Consider the following 20,665-nt stretch of genomic DNA (forward strand, 5'->3'; position numbering starts at 1 on the left):
TCCCGCCGCTTCCGGCCCGGCGCTGAGGTGTCCTGGGGTCGGGGGTCGTCCCGGTCGGGTACACCCCGGTTGCATATATAGATATCCGTCTCTAAGCTGAGCCGGGCCCGGCACCCGGGCAGCGTCGGCGGGCGACCAGGTACGGGCTGACCGGGACCGCCCGCCGGAGCCGCCGGAACCCGGCCGATCGCGGGGAGCCGATCGCGGGAGGCGTCGGACGGCCGCACCCGACGAGGTGTGTCGACCGTCGTCGTAGCAGCAGCATCGCCGGCGCGCTGTCGTGCGCGTCCGGCAGCCCCTGAGAGGAATCCCCATGAGGATCTCCGTACCGCATCGTCGTGCGTCCGTGGCCGGGGCGGTGGTGACCGCGCTCGCGCTCGGCACCGTCGCGGTGGCCAGCGTGCTCCCCGGCTCCACCGCCCGGGCCGCCGCCGGCTGCCTGGTCGACTACCAGGTCAACCAGTGGACCGGTGGCTTCACCGCCGCCGTCCGGGTCACCGCCGGGGACACCGCGGTCAACGGCTGGACCGTGACCTGGACCTACGGTGGCGACCAGCGGATCACCAACAGCTGGAACGCGCAGGTCACCCAGAGCGGGGCGAGCGTGACCGCCCGGAACGCGGCCTGGAACGGATCGCTTCCGGCCGGCGGCTCGACCGAGTTCGGCGTGCAGGGCACGTACTCGGCGAGCTCCGCGGCGCCGACCGGGTTCGCCCTGAACGGCGTACCGTGCAACGGCGCCGAGCCGACCACGCCGCCGACAGGCACACCCACGCCCCCACCGACCGTGACTCCACCACCGACCACGCCACCACCGACCACCCCGCCGCCGACCACCCCGCCGCCGACGACACCACCACCGACCACCCCGCCGCCGACGACCGGCTGCGGCGCCGCCGTGCTCTGTGACGGTTTCGAGAACCAGACGGGTACGACACCGTCGGGCGACTGGAGCCTGAACTATCCCGACTGTCAGGGCGGCGGCACCGCCTCGATCGACGGCACGACCGCGCACCAGGGCGGCCGGTCGGTACGGATCAGCGGTACCGCCGGCTACTGCAACCACGTCTTCGTCCGGTCCAACCGGGACCTGAGCGGCGCCGGACAAGTCCGGTACGCCCGGTTCTGGGTCCGGCACACCACCGCACTGCCGACCCAGCACGTGACGTTCCTGGCCATGCGCGACGCCAACGACGGCAACCGTGACCTGCGGATGGGCGGCCAGAACGGCGCCCTGCAGTGGAACCGCGCCTCCGACGACGCCACGCTGCCCGAGCAGAGTCCGAACGGCGTAGCGCTCAGCCTGCCGCTGCCGGTCAACCGGTGGACCTGCGTCGAGTTCCTGGTCGACGGCACCCAGGGCCGGCTGCAGACCTGGGTCGACGGTACGGCGGTGACCGGCCTGACCGCGGACGGCACGCCCACCCACGACATCGACGGGCAGTGGCACAACCGGGCCAACTGGCGGCCGAACCTGACCGATCTGCGGCTCGGTTGGGAGAGCTACGGCGAGGGTGCCGACACGCTCTGGTTCGACGACGTGGCGCTCGGCTCGGCCCGGATCGGCTGCTGACCGACCGGGCAACCTCGTCGTATTCCGGCGCCTGCGCTCTGGCGCCCGCGAAAACGACCCGCCGGCACTGCCCAGGGGTGGCGGGCGGTGCCGGCGGGTGGTTTCGTGGACGTGCGGTCGTCAGTTCATGGACAGGTGTACGTGGTTGGTGTGGTCACTCGACGGGTCACCACCCCCGTTGTAGGCCCGCCAACCACTGCTCGGCAGCCAGATCTGTTTGAACCAGATCACGTACAGCACCCCGAGCCGGTCGGCGTTGCGGACGAAGTACGCCGCCAGGTTGTTGCCGTACGTCCGGTCGCCCCCGGTGGCGACGCCGCCGAATCCGTTCTTCTGGGCGGCGAAGTCGCACGCCCGGCCCTTCGGATGCTCGCCGCTGCCACCACTGCGGTAGCAGGAGACGTACCGGGTGAAGCCGGCCGCTTTGGCCTGGTTGAGCGCGTGCAGGGTGCGTGGTGTGATGCACCCGTCGGCCGGCGTCGGGTCGTCGACGCTGCACGACTCCGGCGGCCAGGAGCCGTCGGAGTTGCGGGGCGCCGGCCGCGCCGAGGCGGAGTTGCCACCGCTGACCCCCGAACCGGGCCCGCCGCTGTTCGCCGCGGCGAGCGCCCGCTCGGCCTGCTTCTTGCGGGTCTCCATCACCTCGACCTGTTTGCGCTGCTCGCGCACCTCCCGGTCGAGTTCGGCCTTGGCCTCGACCTCGGCGTCGAGGGTCGCCCGCAGGTCGCGCAGGGCGCGGTTCTCGTTGGCGGCCACCTTGTCCAGTGCGGCGGCCCGGTCCAGCAGGCTGGCCGGGGAACCGCTGCTGAGCAGGGCGGACACCTGGCCGAGTCGGCCTGTCCGGTACGCCATGCCGGCCATCTCGGCGACCTGCTGGCTGCGGGCCGTCACCTCGGTCCGCAGTCTGCCGAGCTGCTCGTTCAGCTCCTTCTGCCGCTTGACCGAGCGGTCCAGTTTGGCCTTGGCGTCGACGTACCCCTTGCTTGCCTTCTCGAGCTGGTCGCGGAGGTCGTCGCTGCCCCCCTCGTCGATGTCACCGGGTGCGTAACCGAGTGGGGCGGGGGCCGCGGTGGCGGGGGAGCCGCCGAGCGTCACGACGAGTGCGCCCAGGGCGACCAGCGCGGTCATGACGACGGCCAGTCGGGCGGCCGATCGGCGGCCGGATCCCGGAACCGCCCGGTTGGCCGGGCGGGTGGTGCTGCTGGCGGATGCCAGGAACGGCATGACAGTGTCCTTCCGTCAGTCGCCGACCGGGTTAGCTGACGGGTTCGGGACGGAAGATCCCTACCGCTGGCGCGGATGCACCCCTGGTACCTGGTTCCCCGGCTCGCGCATGGCGATTAGGCGGCGGTCTCCACGGTCCGGTGGGTACTCCTCCGGCGGAGGCCGGGGCTGAGCCTACCGGCAGTTGCTGTCGGGTGACACATGCCGTTGCCGAAGTGGTCGCCCCGATTGTGCGGTTTCTGGGTGAACTAATCGGACATACTCGGCCGATTGTCGGACCAGATTTAAGGTCCCGCTAACTACTCCCGGTAGGCGTGTCGCGCGCCATGGCGTGGTACCCGGAGGGCCGCACCACCGGGCGCCGGGCCAGCAGCGTTCACCAGTCGGTGGGCCCGCAGGCGCCGGGCGCGGTGCGGGGCTCCACCTGCAGCGTGGCGTGTGAGATGTGAAAGTCCTCGTCCAGCGCCGAGTGGGCGGCGGCGAGCACGCTGGCGACCTCCGCCCCCGCGTCCAGGGTCAGGTGGGCGGAGGCGACCTCCATCCCCGAGGTGAGCGTCCACACGTGCAGATCGTGGACGTCGCAGACCCCGGGCACGGCCGCCAGCCGGGCCCGCACCGCCGCGACGTCGAGGTGTTCGGGAGCGGCCTGGACCAGGATGCGGACCGCCGTACGGCCGAGTCGCCAGGTGCGGGGCAGGATGAAGAGCCCGACCGCCAGCGCCACGATCGGGTCGGCCCACCGCCAGCCGGTGGTGATGATCAGCACTGCGGCGACGATCACGCCCGCCGAGTTGAGCAGGTCGGCAAGCACCTCCAGGTACGCGCCCCGCAGGTTGATGCTCTCCCGCGCCCCGGCCCGCAACAGGCCGAACGCGGCGAGGTTGGCCAGCAGGCCGAGTACCGCCACCGCCAGCATCGGACCGGCCGCGACCTCGGGCGGGTCGCCGAACCGGCGTACCGCCTCGACCAGGACGTAGAGCGCGACGCCGGCGAGCAGGACCGCGTTGGCGAGCGCGGCCAGCACCTCCAGGCGGTAGAGCCCGAAGGTCCGTTGCGGGTCGGCCGCCGCCCGGCCGGCCGCGGTGATCGCGGCCAGTGCCATCCCGATCCCGAGTACGTCGGTGAACATGTGTCCGGCGTCGGAGAGCAGCGCGAGCGACCCGGTCAGCAGCGCGGTCGCCGCCTCGATCGCCATCAGCACGGCGAGCAGTGCGAAGGCGGCCCACAGCCGCCCCCGGTGCCGCTGCGCCGCGCGGGTCAGCGCACCGCCGTGGTCATGTCCTGCTCCCACGTCCACACCTTCCCCGCTGTGCCCGGCATGATCTGACATATGCTGACATTGCGATATGTCTGGCTGGCCGGCCAGGCCGTGGACGCCGGCTCGACCGGTGCCCGGCGGCGGCGAGGCCGGCGGGTGTCAGAAGGGGACCACCCTCACCGCCGGGTGGCGTGCCGGGCGGACGGCAGGCTGGCCAGGATCGCCGCCGCGCCGGCGAGGGCGACGCAGAGGGCGAGCTGACCGACCGGGACGACCGGCCGGCCGTGCCCGTACGCGTTGATCAGCCCGAGCGCCGCCGCCCAGCCGAGGGCGACCCCGAGGACGAGCCCGGCCAGCGCGCCGACCGCGGTGATCAGCGACGCCTCGACCAGCAGCAGGGCGGTCAGCTGCCGGCGGGCCAGGCCGAGCGCCCGGAGCAGGGCCGACTCGTGTCGACGCTCGAAGACCGACAGCGCGAGGGTGTTGCCGATGCCGAGCACCGCGATCAACACCGACATGCCGAGCAGGGCGGCGAAGATCCCGAGCAGTTCGTCGAGGGTGGTGGCGAGCGCGTCGGCCTGCTCGGCGAGCGCCCGGACCCGGACCGCCGGATGATCGTGCAGCAGCGTGTCCAGGGTCTGCCGGCCGGTCGCCGTCGACACCCCGGGGGCGAGGTCGACGAGCAGCCGGTCCGGTGCCGCCACCCCGAGGCCGGCGGTGTACGTCGCCCAGTCGAGCAGGGCGGCGCCGTCGGTCGGGGCGTCGTCGTAGAGCGCGACCACGGTCAGCGGGTCCGCCGGTCCCAGGCCCAGCCCGATCCGGTCACCCAGGCCGAGACGCCGCTCGGTCGCCAGTTGGCGGCTGAGCGCCACCGTACCGGGGCCGAGCCGGTCCAGGTCGCCGGCGGTCACCTCCGGCCGGATCGGTCCCACCAACTGCCCCGGCGGCACCGCCCAGACCCGGATCCGGGCGTCCAGCGGCGCCGGCGCCTGCCGTAGCTCGGCCACCGTGGCGAACGCCGGATCGGCCCGGAGCCGCTGCGCCAGCCCGGCCGGCAACGGGCCGCGTACCGCCGTCGGGTCGCCGTCCAACCGGACCGTGTCCAGCACGAACTCCACCGGGAAGTTCTCGGTCAGCTCCCGGCCGGCCTGCTGCCGCGCGGTGGCCAGCAGGACGCCGAACATCGCCATCAGCGCCACGCCGATCATCAGCGCGCTGCTGGTCGCCGCCGTCCGGCGAGGGTTACGGCGGGCGTTGGCGACGGCCAGCCGTGCCACCGGGCCGAAGAGCCGGGCCGGCAGCCAGCCGACCAGCCGGACCGCCCGGGTGACCAGCAGCGGCGCCGCCAGCACCGTGCCGAGCAGGGCGACCATGCCGCCGCCGAGGACCAGCGGCAGGCCGGGGAAGCCCAGCGGCAGCCCGGCCAGCACCGTCAGCACCCCGCCCGCGCCGACGATCGCGGAGACCACGACCCGGGTACGCCGACGTCGGGCCGACCCGGCACCGGCCTCGACGGCGTCGGAGTCCCGCAACGCGGCCAGTGGGGTCACCCGACCGGCTTCCACCGCCGGTACGAGCGCGGCCAGCACCGACACCAGCACACCGAAGCCGAGCGCGACCGCGACCGTGGGCCAGCGGACCACCGGCGCGTGCAGCGGGATGTCCGAGGCGACCAGTTCCCGCCCCCGGATCAGTCCGTAGCCGACCAGCAGGCTCGCCAGCAGCCCGCCGACCGAGGCGAGCAGGCCGAGGGCGGTCGCCTCCAGGAGTACGGCGCCGGTCACCTGCCGGCGGGACGCGCCGACACAGCGCAGCAGGCTCGACTCCCGGACCCGCTGCGCGGCCAGCATCGCGAAGGTGTTGTAGATGACAAACGCCGACACGGTGAGCGAGACCAGCCCGAACCCGAGGAGGACGGCGAGGAAGCCGTCGACGTACTTGGCCGCCTGCCGGGCCAGCCGGTCGCGGAAGGCGGCCCCGGACAGCACCTGGTGGCCGGGGCCGACCACGGCGGTGACCCGGTCCCGCAGGGTCGCCGGATCGACACCGTCGGCGGCCCGGACCACCACCTGCGCGTAGTCGACGGTGCCGGTGAGGGTGGCGAGGTCGGCGTCGGTCAGCGCGGCGACCGGGGAGCCGCCGAAGAGCCGGTTCACCCCCAGGTCGAGGACGCCGACCAGACGTAGCCGGTGCGGGGTGCCGGCCCGGTCCAGCACGGCGACCGGGCCGTCGACCTCGAAGTCGGCCCCCGCCACGGTGGACCGGTCCAGGGCGACCTCACCCGGGGTACGGGGCAGCCGGCCGGCCGCCACGTCGTACGGGGCCAGGGCCGGGGCGGTCGGCACCGAGAGGGCGTACCCGATGTGTTCCCGACTGGTCAGCAGCCGGCCGTTGCGGTCGAGTACGCCGAGCCAGGCGACCACCCGCCCGTCCGCCTCGGCCACCCCGTCGACGGCCCGGACCCGGTCCAGGGTCGCCGGGGCGACGAGTCCGGTGGCCGGCTCGACCAGCACGTCCACGTTCCGGGCCGACCGCGCCAGGTCGGTGTAGAACGCCGACCGGGCGGTGTCGCCGTACACCAGGCTGCCGGCCAGGAACCCGACCGCCACGACCACCGCGAACCCGGTCAGCGTGAGCCGTACCGCGTGCGTCCGCAGCCCGGCCAGGGCCAGCAGCGGCAGTGGACGTCTCACCGCCACCCCGTCTGACCGGGGCGGCGGCGGAGCAACCGGGCCGGACCCACCCTCGGCGGTGGCTCGGCGCGCGACGGCGTCCGCACCATCCCTGCCGTGGGGACGGGGTACGACGGTGTCGGGCCGACGCCCGGCGGCGGGCAGACGGGACGCATCCGGCCAGTGTGGCGGGGGCCGGGTGGCCGGGGGAGCGCCCTGTCGAGATGCGGACAGCCGGACACCTGGCATCATCGAACCCGATCTCAGTGGAGGATTGTCGATGCCTGGCGGGTCTCGGTCGCCTCGGCCGGTTCCGGTGGTCGGTGACCGTCGTCGGGCAGTGGAGGGAGCCGAAGACATGCGTCGCCGCCGCCGTACCCCCGTCCTGTTCGCCGTCACCCTGACCCTGACCACGGCGCTGGTCGCCACCGCAGCTCCGGCGGCCACGGCCGCGCCCGCCGACCGGGCCGGCGCCACCCCGACCCGGTGGGGACCACTCGCGCCGCGCACCCTCGACCTGCCGGCCGGTTTCCAGCCCGAGGGGATCGCGATCGGTGCCGTGCCGTTCGCCTACCTCGGCTCCCGGGCCACCGGGGCGATCTACCGGGCCAACCTGCTCACCGGTCGCGGCGAGGTGATCAACCCCGGCCCGGGTACCCCCTCGCTGGGTATGAAGGTGGACAACCGGGGACGGCTCTTCGTCGCCGGTGGCAGTGGTGGGGACGGTCGGGTGATCGACACCCGTACCGGACGCGTGTTGGCCAGCTACCGCTTCACCGACCAGGCCAGCTTCGTCAACGACGTGGTGCTGACCGGCGGGTCGGCCTGGTTCACCGACTCCACCAACCCGGTGCTGTACCGGGTGCCGTTGGGCCGGGGCGGAGAACTGCCCGCCGCCGACCAGGTAAGCCGGGTACCGCTCGGCGGGGACATCGTCTACGGGACCGGGATCAACGCCAACGGCATCGCCCCGACCCCGGACGGAAAGGCGCTGCTCGTCGTCCAGTCCGGCACCGGGCTGCTGTTCCGGGTCGACCCGGTGACCGGGGTGGGTCGTACCGTCGACCTCGGCGGTGAACTGCTCACCAACGGCGACGGACTGTTGCTCGACGGCCGGACGCTCCACGTGGTGCAGAATCGGCTGAACACCCTCACCGTGCTGCGGCTGGACCGGAGCGGACGGAGCGGGCGGGTGGTCGAGCGGGTGACCGACCCCGGGTTCGACGTACCGACCACGGTGGCCGCGTACGGCAACCGGCTCTACCTGCCGAACGCCCGGTTCACCACCACCCCGACCCCGGAGACGCCGTACGCCGTGGTGGCGGTCCCGCGTCCCTGAACCGGTAACGGTACGGGTACGCCGGTCGACCGCCGGCGTGCCCGTACCGGGTCGGTGCCCGGGCCGCCGGCCCCGTGGGGAGCGGTGCGGCACGCTGCGGCGTTACGCGACTCGCCGTCGTATCTGGAAGACATTCATCACTGCGACAAACGTGGATGGGTATCTTGAAACCATGATCACTGTCACTTAGCGTCGGCGAGTGATCACCATTCGGCGGGGATGCTGAGCATGCGGGTCGAGGTCCGGTTGCTCGGCGCGGTACAGCTGTACGGTGACGGTCGGCCCGCGGCCCTGGGCGCGGCGAAGCGGCAGGTCATGCTCGTGGCGCTGGCGCTGGAGGCCAACCGCTCCGTCTCGCTCGGCCGGCTCTCCGAGATGGTCTGGGCGGGTCCGCCACCCCGCTCGGCGATCGCCAATCTGCGCAGCCATGCCGCAGCGCTGCGGCAGATCCTCGGCGACCGCCTCGTCGCGGAGCGCGGCGGGTACCGGCTACGGCTGGCGCCGGGAGAGCTGGACGTCGACGAGTTCCGGCGGTTGGCCGAAGCGGGCCGCGACGCGCTCGCGGCGGACGACCCGCAGCTGGCCGTGTCCTGCCTCACCTCGGCGCTGCAGTTGTGGCGGGGCCGGGCCGGTGACGGGTTGCCCGGTGGTACCGCCGTCGAGGCCCGGCTGGCCAGCCTCGACGAGCAGCGTCTGCCCGTGGTCGAGGATCTGGTGGAGGCGCGGCTGCGGCAGGGTGAACACCTCGAGGTCGTTCCGGTACTACGGCAACACCTGCACCACGATCCGTTGCGGGAACGCGCCTGGGGCCAGTTGATGCTCGCTCTCTATCGGAGCGGGGACGCGGCGGCGGCGCTGGGCGCGTACCAGGAGGTTCGGCGGGTCCTGGACGAGCAGCTCGGGGTGGCGCCCGGTCCGGAGCTGTCGGCGCTGCACCGGGCGGTGCTCGACCGGGCGCCGAGCCTGAACCTGACCCGGGACCGGATCGTGACCACGTTCGGTGGGCCGGAGCTTCGCCTGGCAGTCGAGGCGCCGCGGGAGCTGCCTCCGGACGGGGTGGAACTGGTCGGCCGGGACGCCGAGGTCGCCGAACTGCTCACGGCCGTACGGGGGGCGGGGCGGGTGCCCACCACCGTGGCGCTGTCCGGTCCTGGCGGCAGCGGAAGGTCCGCGTTGGTGGTCCGGGTGGCGCGGCTCACGGCGGCCGAGTTTCCCGACGGCCAGGTCTTCATCGACCTACGGCGGCACCAGGCCGCTGCTGCGGCCATTACGCCCGTCGAGGTGGTGGCGAGAGCGCTCCGGGCGCTCGACGTGCCGGCTGCGGAGCCGTTCGACGGGCTCGACGAGTTGACCGGCCGGTACCGATCCGTGCTGGCCCGGCGTCGGGTGCTGCTGGTCGTCGACGATGCCGAGCATGCCGCCCAGGTGCGTCCGCTGGTGCCGGCCGAACCGGGCTGCGCGGTGATCGTCACCTGCCGGGGTCGGCTGCACACCCTGGACGGCGTACGACATGTGTCGGTGCGGCCGCTGGCCCCGCCCGAGGGGTACGCGCTGCTCGCCAGCCTTGTCGGGGCGGCCCGGCTGGACGCCGAACCCGAGGCCACCGCCGAACTGGTCCGGCGCTGTGCCGGGCTGCCACTGGCGTTGCGGGTGGCCGGGGCGCAGCTCGCCGGCCGACCCGAGTGGGCAGTCGCACTGCTGACCGAGCAGCTCGCCGACGAACGGCACCGGCTCGACGTGCTGATGTACGGGGATCTGTCGGTCCGGGACAGTGTCGCTGCTGGCTACCACGCGGTACGGGCGGCCGACGAGCTGACCGGGCAGGTGTTCCGGCTGCTCGGCGAGCTGCCATCCCCGGTGCTGCCGGCGCAGGTCGCGGCGCGGCTCGACGTACCGGCGTTCCGGGCCTGGCGGGCACTGGAGGGTCTGGTCGACGCGCAGTTGGCCCGGGGCGAGGCGCGGGGCGGGTACCGGTTGCTGCCGTTCGTCGCGGAGTACGCCGTGGAGCTGGCGGCGCGATCCGGCCCGGTGACGCAACCTGCGGTGGTACCCCGTCCCCGGTCCGGTCGGGACCCCTCGATCCGGTCCGCCGCCGTCCGCACCCTGCAGGCCGGCTGAGCCTTCGCGCGCCCCCCGGTACGGCCGGGGAACCGGGCCGCCTTGCCCGGCCGTGTCGTGCCCGGCCCTGTCCTACCTGGTCACGCCCGGGAGCGACGAGCGCCGGCGGGCGCGATCGGGTCGATACGTCCCGGCGAGTATGTCGGCGATAGCGGCGAAGGTATCTCCGGCTTCTACCGTCGGCCCGACGTGTCTGCGTCGGTGCGGAGGGTGAGGGCTGATGGGAAAGCTGCGCGGGGTGCTGGCCACCGTCCTGGTGCTGGCCCTGGTGGTCACGCTCGGCGGGGTGGAGTCCGTGCCGTCGGGGCAGGCAGCGCGGACCGGGGCCGCCGGTACCGGCGGTGATGACAGCGGCTGGCTTTCGCGGCTGGGTGATGTGGCGCGGAGTCTGGTCGGCGCCGGGCCGCGCCGGGAGCGCCCAGAGCCGGTGAGCCCGGGCCTGGCGGTGGATCAGGCGGCGCCGGCCGGCCGCGAGGTGAAGCCGGCGAAGCGGGTTCGCGAGTTGACCGATCGGCGGTCGGCGACGACGCGGTTCTTCGAGATGTCCGACGGGCAGATCCAGGCGGAGGTGTCGACGGCGGCCCGGTTCTACCAGGGCGGGTCGGGCCGCTTTCTGCCGATCGACACGAACCTCCGTCCGGCCGACGACGGCGGGTACGCGAACACCAGCAACACCTTCGCCAGCCGGTTCGGTGGGCGCAGCGACGACCTGGTCCGGTTCGAGTTGGGTGGTGAGCGGATCCGGCTCGGCCTGGCCGGTGCCGGACGTAAGGTCACGCCCACGGTGGACGGTGACACGGTCACCTACCGCGATCTGGTCGACGGGGTCGACGTCTCCTACCAGGTGCTGGGAGAGGCGCTGAAGGAGTCGATCATTCTGAACCGCCCCTCGGCGGCCACCTCGATGACGTTCCGGTTGGACCCGGGGCGGTTGTCGGTGTCACAGCGCGACGACCAGGCGATCGAGTTCCGGGACCCGGACAGCGGTCAGGTGCTGCTGGTGATGCCGGCGCCGTTCATGTTCGACTCCCGAGATGACGCGGAATCGCCGTACGGGAAGGCGTGGAGCGACCGGGTCACCCAGCGGCTGGACACCTCGGGGACGGCGCCGACGCTGACGGTCTCGGCCGACCCGGCATGGTTGGCCGACCCGGCCCGGGTCTTCCCGGTGACGGTCGACCCGACGATCAAGATTCAGCCGACCCCGTCGGAGTCGGCGGATGCGATGATCACCTCGGACGATCCGACCGGCAACTACGACGGCAACTGGCGGCTGTCGGTGGGGACCACGACGTCGTCCCGGGCCCGCAGCCTGGTCAGGTTCGACCTGACCGGTATCCCGCAGAACACCACCATCGCCTCCGCGTCGCTGGAGATGTACTTCGACCAAGAGCACACCACCAACGCGTACGACGTGCCGATGGAGGCGCGGCAGGTGACGGCGCCGTGGACCGAGTCGACGGTGAACTGGAACTCGGTCAACACGAGTATGGGGACCGGGGCGGCGACGGTGGTCACGGTCGATGACCAGGACACCACGAAGACGGCGATCGGCGGGGACTGGCCGGCGTCGGGTAACACCGACTACACCCGGTATGCCGTCAACGGCACGTACAAATACAACAAGAACACGGTCTCCGGTGAGACGTTCACCTGGATCCCGACCTTGCCGGAAGCCGGAACGTACACGGTGGACGCGCACTACGTAACGGCGACGGACCGGTCGACCGCGGCGCCGTACCAGGTCGTGCACAGCGCCGGCACCACCCCGAAGAGCGTCAACCAGCAGGTGCCGGGGGTCGCGCACTGGGCAACCCTGGGCACGTTCGGATTCACCGCCGGCACCACCGGCCGGGTGATCCTGGGCGACGCCGGAGTCTCCAACTCGGTCGCGGTGATCGCCGACGCGGTGCGGTTCACCAAGGCCGGCGCGGTGAAGAAGGCCGACGAGTCGAGCGTCTGGCACCGGTTCCCGGTGACCAACGTGGTGCAGTCCTGGTTGACCGGCACCGCCAACCACGGGTTCATGCTCAAGGCGGCGGACGAGGCGACCCTGGGCCGGGGCGGCCCGCGGTACGAGGCGGCGGAGTACGCCTACAACGGCGAGAACGAGAACAGCCCCAAGCTGATCGTTAACTACGGCCGGCCCGGGGTGACCCTGGAGTCGCCGACGACGATCCATTCCACCGGGGCGGAGCTGAGCTGGTCGGACTACGCCGGTAGCGACATCGTCGAGTACCAGGTGCACCGCTCGGTGTTCCAGACCTACACGCCGTCGGCGGCGACCCTGGTGGCGCCGGTCCCGGACGGGACGACGACGTTCACCGACACCACCGCGACGCCGACCCCGGTCGACTCGGAGGACCCGTTCGGGCAGGTCTACTACTACATGGTCGCGGTGAAGACCCGGGACGGCACGCTGATCCCGGCGCCGACCCAGATCGTCCGGCTGCCCCGGGCGGGTCGGACCGTACAGGTGCTCCAGGGCGACGCCCCGGACACCACGCTGACCTCGGCCCAGCCGTCGACCGGGCACGACGTACTGGCCGGCAACCCGTGGCTGATGGTGGGGAACAACTCCGGCACCTACGGCACGGCCCGCAGCGTCGTCCGGTTCCCCGGAGTGTCCTCGATCCCGGACAACGCCCAGGTGCTGGAGGCCGAGTTCGACCTGTGGTCGGTGACCACGCCGAACCCGGCGAACGCGACGTACCAGGTGCACGCGCTCAACCAGGCGTTCGACGAGGCGAGCGCCTCCTGGGACAACGCCGCCACCGGCGTCCCATGGACCAAGGGCGGGAACTACGACCCGGCGGTGCCGGACACGGTCACCGGCAACACCGACGACCCGGCGTGGCGGATCTGGTACGTCAAGGACGTCGTGCAGCGCTGGGTCTCCGGTACCACGACCAACCACGGCTTCCTGGTAAGGCTGGCGAACGAGACCAGCCCGGCGGAGCGGACGCTGTTCCTGTCCAGCGAGGCGGCGGAGCCGCAGTTGCGGCCGAAGCTGGTGGTCACCTACATCACGCCGACCGCGGCGCAGACGTACCACGCCCCGGAGACGCCACGGGAGCTGGCGCCGGCCAGCACCTACACGGTGCCGGTGACGGTGTCGAACCCGACCACCGGGACCTGGTCGGCGGCGCAGTGGGAGTTGTCGTACCGGTGGGCCCGGGCCGACGGCATTCCGCTGGACGACCCGGTCAACCAGGCGGTGACCCCGCTCGGCAAGGACGTCGGTGCCGGGGAGGCGGTAACGGTGTCGGCGCAGGTGAAGACGCCGCCGCCGAGCACCGAGGGGAACAAACGCACCGACTACGTCCTGAAGTGGGAGCTGCACAAGAAGGGCACCACCGAGTGGCTCTCGGACACGGTGCCGATCGATTCGCTGGACCAGATCGTGGCGGTGGCGGAGCCGACCTCGAACCAGCTCGGGCTGGAGAAGTTCTACTCGTACGTCGGGAAGAACACCGGCGCCGGCGGCACCCTGATGAACAACCTGTACGCCGGCAACACGGTGTGGTCGTACGACGCGTTCAGCAACCCGTCCCGGGGCCTGTCGACCTTCGTCCGGCTGGCGTACAACTCGCTGGACACCACCGACACGGTCGCCGGGTATGGCTGGTCGTTGCAGGCGTCCTCGCTGATGCGGCTGGGCACGCCGCTGGAATTCCACCCGAACCCGAACCCGACCAAGGTCACCCTGACCGACGGCGACGGGACGAGTCACTGGTTCACCTGGGACCCGACCGCCGGGCAGTGGGTGAGCCCGAAGGGCGTGCACCTGTACCTGCAACGGCTGGTGACCTGCGGCAACAAGACGGAGGAGTCGCGGGCCTGGCAGCTGACCCGGCCGGACCGGACGAAGTTCTTCTACGACTGCGACGGCTACCTGTCGGCGGTGGTCGACAACAACCTCAACGAGCTGCTGTTCACGTACGAGGAGCGGAAGTCGAACAACAAGCCGACCAAGTTCCTCAAGTACCTGACCGACCCGACCGGCCGGCGCACGCTGACCATCGACTACTACGCCAAGGGTGACGACTACTTCCACATCGACGACACCAACTGGACGAAAGAGTCGGCGTCGAACCTGACCAACCCGCACATCATCGACCACGTCTCGCAGATCACCGACATCTCGGGCCGCAAACTCACGTTCACGTACACGGACAAGGGCCTGCTGGGTGAGCTGATCGACGGCGCCGGCTCGACCAACGGCGACCCGAAGGTGTTCAAGTTCGTCTACGACATGACCCAGGGCAACAAGAACGTCAAGCTGGTCAAGGTCACCGATCCCCGGGACAACGCCACCGAGCTGGCGTACTACTCGCCGCCGCAGGACGACCCGAAGTTCCACTGGCGGACGAAGACGTACACCGACCGGCTCGACCACCCGACCGACTTCGCCTACACCGATCCGGACGGGCCGCAGGAAGACACCGTCCAGACGGTGGTGACCGACGCGGAGAACCGCGCGACGACGTACCTGATGGACGCCTACGGCCGGGCACACCAGACCACCAACGCAAAAGACCAGACGATGACCCTGACCTGGGACGACGATCACAACGTCACCCAGTTGCGCGAGGACAACGGTGCGGTCTCGAGCTGGAGCTTCGATCCGAAGACCGGTTATCCGACCGAGATCAAGGACGCCGAGGCGGTCGCCAACGGCACCTCAGGGATGGTGCTGACCTACCAGCGTCAGCTCAACGGATACGTCGCCGACCTGATCGAAAAAACCAGCCCCGAGGGCCGAAAGTGGACCTTCGGCTACGAGACCGACGGTGACCTGTCCTGGGTTGTCGACCCGATGGGCAACACCACCGCAGACCCCACCGACTACCGGACGTCCTACGGTTACGACGACTGGGGGCAGCTGCTCACCGTCGCGGACGCCAACGGCAACATCACGGCCAACAGCCGCTTCGACCCGAACGGCTATCCGCAGACCATCACCGACGCGGAGACCCGGGCCACCGAGTTCGTCTACGACGAGCGCGGCAACGTGCTCAAGGTCACCGACGCGCTGGACCACGACACCACCCAGACGTACGACACCTTCGGTCGTCCGCTCGAGCGGAAGGTGGCCAAGAACCAGGACGCCGACGAGTGGATCACGACACCCGCTCCGCTGTACGACGAGAACGACAACGTCTACGAGTCGTACGCCCCGAACGGTGCCGTGCTGAAGGCGTCGTACGACGAGGCCGACCAGCTCGAGCACTCGCTGGCCCCGGTCAACGTCGCGGGTGATCCGGAGCGGAAGACCTCCTACACCTACGACAAGGCCGGGCACCTGCTGACCGTGACCGAGCCGAAGGGCAACCTCACCCCTGACGAGGGCGACTACACCACCACGAACGGCTACGACGAGATCTACCAGCTCACCAGCGTCACCAACGCCAAGGGCGAGACGATCACGTACGAGTACGACAACGTGGGCAACGTCCGGAAGGTGGTCGACCGGCGGAAGAACGCCACGGCTGACCCGCTCGACTACACCACGCTGCGCGAGTACGACAAGGCGCACCGGCTCATCAAGACCACGGACGCCGCTGGCAAGTCGACCCGCCAGACCTACGACCGGGACGGCCTCGTCACCACCACCACCGACCAGCTCGGCAACATCACCGAGGCAGAGCTCGACCCCCGGGGCAAGCCGAGTCGGGTGAAGGTCCCGCACAAGAACGAGGCGGGCACCATCACCTACCGCATCACGGAGTACCGGTACGACGAGGTCGGCAACCAGACCAAGGTGATCAGCCCGCGGGGTGTGGACACCACGGACGACCCGGACGACTTCACCACGGTCAAGGTCTACGACAAGCTGAACCGGGTCAAGGAAAGCCGTACCGCGTACGACGAGCAGGACTCGCGCTACAAGACGGCGGACGTCACCACCTACGAGTACGACGAGGTGGGCCGGCTCAAGGTCCTGTCGGCGCCGCCGTCGGCAGGGGAGTCCACCCGCAACAACACCACCTACACGTACTTCGACAACGGCTGGACGAAGACCAGCAGCGACCCCTGGGGCATCGTCACCTCGTACGCCTACAACGAACTCGGCGCCCAGACCAGCCGGACCCTGACGCCGGCCGGTGAGGACCCTTCGAACTCGTCGGCGAACCGCACGATGACCTGGACTTACTACCCGGACGGCAAGCTGAGGTCCCGGGCGGACGACGGCGTGCCGGTCGGCAAGCAGGTGGTGCTGGTCGACAATTCCGATTTCCACAACACCACCGCCGTCGGCACCTGGACCGCGGCCACCACGGCCGGCAACAAGTACGGCACGAACTACGTCACCCGGCCGGCGGGGACCGGCGCGAACACCTTCACCTGGCAGTTGAACGTGCCGCAGCCGGGCACGTACGAGGTCTTCGCCCGCTATCCGACGGTGCCGGGTGCGGCCACGGACGCGAAGTACACGGTCAGCCACGGCGGTGGTGACGCGGCGCGGACGGTCAACCAGACCGTCAACGCTGGCGCCTGGGTCAGCCTCGGCTCGTACAGCTTCGCCGAAGGTAACAGCCACAAGGTGTCGCTGTCCGACCAGGCTGGCGGGACGGTCGTCGCCGACGCGGTCAAGCTGGTCCGGAACAACGCCGGCGAGGCGGACGACGAAAAGCAGGACTACCGCTACGAGTACGACCCGAACGGCAACCTGACCACGATCAGCGACGCCAGCCCCGGCTCCCGGGTGGACGAGTACGCGGTCACCTACAACGGACTCAACCAGGTCGAAAAGGTCGAGGAGTTCCTGGACGGGACCGTAAAGAACACCACGTCGTTCGAGTACAACGAGAACGGCGCGCCGTTGACGGTCGAGCACGACAAGCAGTACGCCGCGTACGGATACGACCCGCGGGATCTGGTGTCGACGGTCACCAACGGGAAGTTCGACGGCGACCCGGACGCGAAGGTGACCAGGTACACGTACACCGACCGCGGCGAGAAGCTGAGGGAGACCAAGGGCAACGGCAACACCGTCGATTACTCGTACTACCTCGACGGTAAGCTCAAATATCAGGTCGAGAAGAAGCCGAACGGGGTGGTCGTCTCCGAGCACTCCATGTACTACGACCTGAACGGCAACCGCACCAGGGACGTCAACAAGAAAATGCGCGCGGACAATGCGTCCGCCTACATCTTCAACACCACCGAGCACACGTACGACCCACGTGACCGGCTGGTGTCGGTGACCAAGACCGGTGACACGCCGGGCACCGAGAGCTACGTCCACGACGCCAACAACAACGTCATCAGCCAGACCGTCAGCGGCACCACGACGGCGTACAACTACGACCGGAACCGTCTCCTCACGGCGGAGACCGGCGGGGTGAAGTCGTCGTACAACTACGACCCGTTCGGTCGGTTGGACACGGTCACGTCCGCCGGCACCGTGATCGAACGCAACGTCTACGACGGCTTCGACCACACGGTCGAGAAGCGGACGAAGAATTCCACAGGTACGTCGGTCACGAAATACACCTTCGACCCGCTGGACCGGACGACCACCAAGACCACGGACGCCGGCGGTGCCAAGGAGAAGACCACCACGTTCAACTACCTCGGGCTCTCCACCGAGGTGCTGGACGAGGAGGTCGCCGGCAAGCTCGCGAAGTCGTACCAGCACTCCCCGTGGGGAGAACGGCTGTCCCAGGTCACGCACAAGGACGACGGGACCGAGGAGGATGCCTACTACGGGTACAACCCGCACACCGACGTCGAGCAGTTGACCGACGAGACCGGTGACACCAAGGCCACGTACGGCTACACGGCGTACGGCAAGAACAACGAGGCCGAGTTCACCGGTATCGACAAGCCGGACGCGGCGGACCCGACGAAGGAGCCGTACAACGCCTACCGCTTCAACGGGAAGCGCTGGGACCAGGCGTCCGGCGACTACGACATGGGCTTCCGTGACTACAGTCCGGACCTGAACCGGTTCCTGTCTCGCGACAGTTACAACGGCGCGTTGTCCGACCTGAACCTCGGCTTCGACCCCTGGAACGCCAACCGGTACGCCTTCGGCGGTGGCAACCCGATCGGCAGCGTCGAGATCGATGGCCACCTCGGAATCATCGACGACATCGTCGACGCCGTTAAGGGGGTCGGCAAGAGCATCACGAAGTCGCGGGGCAACCCGGCCCTGACCTTCATCCGGATTTTCGCCGACATCTTCCTGGATGCCAAACCTGCGGGGAGCACCCAGAGCGAAAGCCCGGTCGGCGACAAGCCCAACTACGAACTGGGCCTGCTCACCACCCCCGAACGGCAGGTCGAGTGGAATCCGGGCGATGTGGCCGTCCCCAGAACGCGGCACGACTGTGACGAGGGCGGGCAGAACTGGACCTACTATCTGCCACTCGACGCCCACGGTAGGGCGAGGGGAGCCATGGCGTGCCTCAGCCACACCGGATTCAACTACGTCGACCAGAATGGGAACCTACAGAAGCCGGGCATTCCTGACACTATGATCATCGGCTCGCCCGCGCCCTGGCCTTCAGACAAGCCGGGCTTCGCGGACACCTTCCCGAAGGGCAGCAGGAAGGGCCTCGACCGAGGCCATCTGCTCGGTCGCCAGCTCGGTGGCAGCGGGTACGACCTTCGCAATCTGGTGCCAATGTATCCCGACGCCAACCGAAGGGTCATGCAAGGATACGAGAGCCAGATCGCGGCTGCTACCGAGAACAACACAGTGTTCTACATGTCGATACCCAACTACACGGGTAGCAACCCGATCCCCGATAGCATCACGATGAAGGCTTGGACAGCCAGCGGCCAGGTGATCGTCGACACCGTCGTCCTAAATGTGCCGTGACTTTCGAAGGCAGAGGAACAAAACAAGATGAGTTGGGTGGACCGGATCATCGAGGTGACCGGCTGGCGCCACGATCCCGAGGGTTCCGGATGGGAGCAGGTGGAGACGGAACTCGGCGTCGCGCTGCCTGCCGACTTCAAGGAGTTGACCCGGCGGTTCGTGCCGGGGTCGTTCTCGGGGTATCTGAGCCTGATGCGGCTGACGGACGGGCACGACGAACGCCCACTGCTTCGTACCTGGGCCAGGGACAGGCAGCGGGAAGGCGAGAATGCGATTTTCGCTGAAATGTTCGCCCCCTATGGGGTCTATGCGCCTGACAAGGGGTCGGGACTGATTCAGTGGGGTTCCGACGTAACCGAGGGGGAGTATTTCTGGCTCGCTGGCAGTTCCGTGGATTCGGACCGGTGGCCGGTGGTCGCCCGGAAGGAGGGCGGCGAGCCGTGGCACCGGTTCGACATGTCGACGACCGAGTTCGTCTACCGGATGCTCGCGGACCCGGAGTTCAAACCCTTCACGGTCGCGGATCCCCCGCGACGGGCCTTCTACCTGCCGTACTGGGCGCCGTGGCCGCCGAGTCCTGAGGAGTGGGAGGCTTACACCAGCCCGAACCGCGAGAGCTGACGTACGTACCGCCAACGGCCGGCCCCCTTCGGGCCGGCCGTTGGCGTCGGATCGTGATGCCTTCCTGCTCAGAGCTTGACGACGCCGATCACGTTTGCTGTCGGCAGTGGCCCGTTCTGCGAGGAGTCGTTGGCTACGCCTCGGTTGTCGCCGAGGAGGTAGACCGTTCCCGGCGGCACGGTGACGGCCTGGAAGTCCGGCGGCAGGCCGTCCCCTGTCCTGATGTAGGGCTCGTCCTGCGGCGTGCCGTTACGGATGATCCGGTCCTGATCGTCGCAGCAGCTGACGGTGTCGCCGGGCACCGCCACCACTCGGTAGATCCGTGGCGGCTCCTGCTCGGCGGGTCTCCAGGTGTCCGGTACTTCGAACACCACGACGTCACCGGTGCGCGGTTGGTACGCGCCGGGCTTCACCACCTCGGCGGTGACGGTCGAACCCTCCGCGATCGTCGGCTCCATCGAGGGGGAACTTAGCCGGTAGCGCTCGTTCTGGGTGCCAACGCTGCACGAGGCGCAGGCAGTCAACGAGGCTACGAGTCCGATCAGGACGAGGGTCCTCCGCACGTCTGGATCATGCCAGCCCTGCCTGCCGCAATCCATGCCTGCCTGTCGGGTTTCGGAAGCGGGACTACAGATCGACGCGGGGCCTATGGCCCGAGATCGTGGAACCGGACTGATATGAAGGATCGGATAATCAGACGCCGTGCGAGGCAGGCGAACACCCGCAGAAGAGTCCGAGGGGCGATCTTGCCCGGGTACATCCGGAACACCTTCTCGAAGGCGAAGGTCACCTGGTCTGCGGATCGGGGCATTGAGCGGGATGACATTGGCGGGTCGTGCTCTGGTGGGTGTTGAGCCAGGCCCTGGTCGTACCAACTGGGGCCATGGATTGATCGCCGAGCTGAGCCTCGATCCACCGATGAAGATCGGCCCGGCAGGACCCCGGAGATAGAAAGTGCCCTCTGAACTGGAAGGATAGGAGTGCTTCAGGCTTCTATCGCTCGGTTCGAGAGGGCACCTCGCAGGTG

9 protein-coding genes and 1 riboswitch are annotated in these 20,665 nt (G+C 69.9%); of the genes, 5 read left to right on the plus strand and 4 right to left on the minus strand.

Going from position 1 to position 20,665, the window contains the following annotated elements; all coding sequences use genetic code 11:
- Positions 1-313 precede the first annotated feature (313 nt).
- Positions 314-1,573, plus strand: coding sequence for a cellulose-binding domain-containing protein (locus ABGB05_RS31680; RefSeq protein WP_347657620.1), 1,260 nt, complete (start codon positions 314-316; stop codon positions 1,571-1,573).
- A gap of 120 nt (positions 1,574-1,693) precedes the next feature.
- Here ABGB05_RS31680 and ABGB05_RS31685 read toward each other — a convergent pair whose 3' ends face one another.
- From ABGB05_RS31685 to ABGB05_RS31695, 3 genes are all read right to left on the minus strand, one after another.
- On the minus strand, positions 1,694-2,701 hold the full coding sequence (locus tag ABGB05_RS31685) for a hypothetical protein (RefSeq protein WP_347657628.1): 1,008 nt from the start codon (positions 2,699-2,701) through the stop codon (positions 1,694-1,696).
- 100 nt (positions 2,702-2,801) lie between these two features.
- A riboswitch (cyclic di-AMP (ydaO/yuaA leader) is annotated at positions 2,802-2,930 on the minus strand.
- A gap of 243 nt (positions 2,931-3,173) precedes the next feature.
- The gene (locus ABGB05_RS31690; RefSeq protein ID WP_347657621.1) at positions 3,174-4,088 is read right to left on the minus strand and encodes a cation diffusion facilitator family transporter; all 915 of its coding nucleotides are present in this window, start codon (positions 4,086-4,088) and stop codon (positions 3,174-3,176) included.
- Between the two features lie 143 nt (positions 4,089-4,231).
- Complete coding sequence (locus ABGB05_RS31695) at positions 4,232-6,748, minus strand: FtsX-like permease family protein (RefSeq protein ID WP_347657622.1); 2,517 nt, start codon at positions 6,746-6,748, stop codon at positions 4,232-4,234.
- Positions 6,749-7,085: 337 nt separating this feature from the next.
- On the opposite strand from ABGB05_RS31695, the gene ABGB05_RS31700 reads away from it, so the two are divergent.
- The 4 genes from ABGB05_RS31700 to ABGB05_RS31715 all read left to right on the plus strand — a co-directional run bounded on the left by ABGB05_RS31700 (position 7,086) and on the right by ABGB05_RS31715 (position 19,638).
- Complete coding sequence (locus tag ABGB05_RS31700) at positions 7,086-8,066, plus strand: superoxide dismutase (protein WP_347657623.1); 981 nt, start codon at positions 7,086-7,088, stop codon at positions 8,064-8,066.
- A 219-nt stretch (positions 8,067-8,285) separates the two neighbouring features.
- Positions 8,286-10,184, plus strand: a complete 1,899-nt coding sequence (locus ABGB05_RS31705; RefSeq protein ID WP_347657624.1) for a BTAD domain-containing putative transcriptional regulator — start codon at positions 8,286-8,288, stop codon at positions 10,182-10,184.
- 220 nt (positions 10,185-10,404) lie between these two features.
- Positions 10,405-19,017 (plus strand): DNRLRE domain-containing protein, encoded by an 8,613-nt coding sequence (locus tag ABGB05_RS31710; protein ID WP_347657625.1) that lies wholly within the window; start codon positions 10,405-10,407, stop codon positions 19,015-19,017.
- 36 nt (positions 19,018-19,053) lie between these two features.
- A complete protein-coding gene (locus ABGB05_RS31715; protein WP_347657626.1) occupies positions 19,054-19,638 on the plus strand; it encodes a hypothetical protein in 585 nt (194 codons plus the stop codon).
- A gap of 68 nt (positions 19,639-19,706) precedes the next feature.
- Here the strand turns inward: ABGB05_RS31715 and lepB are convergent, their stop codons facing one another.
- Positions 19,707-20,201: a signal peptidase I gene (gene lepB / locus ABGB05_RS31720; RefSeq protein WP_347657627.1), complete on the minus strand. Its 495-nt coding sequence runs from the start codon at positions 20,199-20,201 to the stop codon at positions 19,707-19,709.
- Between the last annotated feature and the right edge of the window lie 464 nt (positions 20,202-20,665).

The organism is Plantactinospora sp. B5E13 (assembly GCF_039871775.1).
GTDB lineage: Bacteria > Actinomycetota > Actinomycetes > Mycobacteriales > Micromonosporaceae > Plantactinospora.

Excerpts from the sequence above, each read along its gene's own strand:
- ABGB05_RS31680 (WP_347657620.1), top strand. The coding sequence starts at position 314 with ATGAGGATCTCCGTACCGCATCGTCGTGCGTCCGTGGCCGGGGCGGTG.
- ABGB05_RS31685 (WP_347657628.1), bottom strand. The coding sequence starts at position 2,701 with ATGACCGCGCTGGTCGCCCTGGGCGCACTCGTCGTGACGCTCGGCGGC.
- ABGB05_RS31700 (WP_347657623.1), top strand. The coding sequence starts at position 7,086 with ATGCGTCGCCGCCGCCGTACCCCCGTCCTGTTCGCCGTCACCCTGACC.
- ABGB05_RS31705 (WP_347657624.1), top strand. The coding sequence starts at position 8,286 with ATGCTGAGCATGCGGGTCGAGGTCCGGTTGCTCGGCGCGGTACAGCTG.
- ABGB05_RS31710 (WP_347657625.1), top strand. The coding sequence starts at position 10,405 with ATGGGAAAGCTGCGCGGGGTGCTGGCCACCGTCCTGGTGCTGGCCCTG.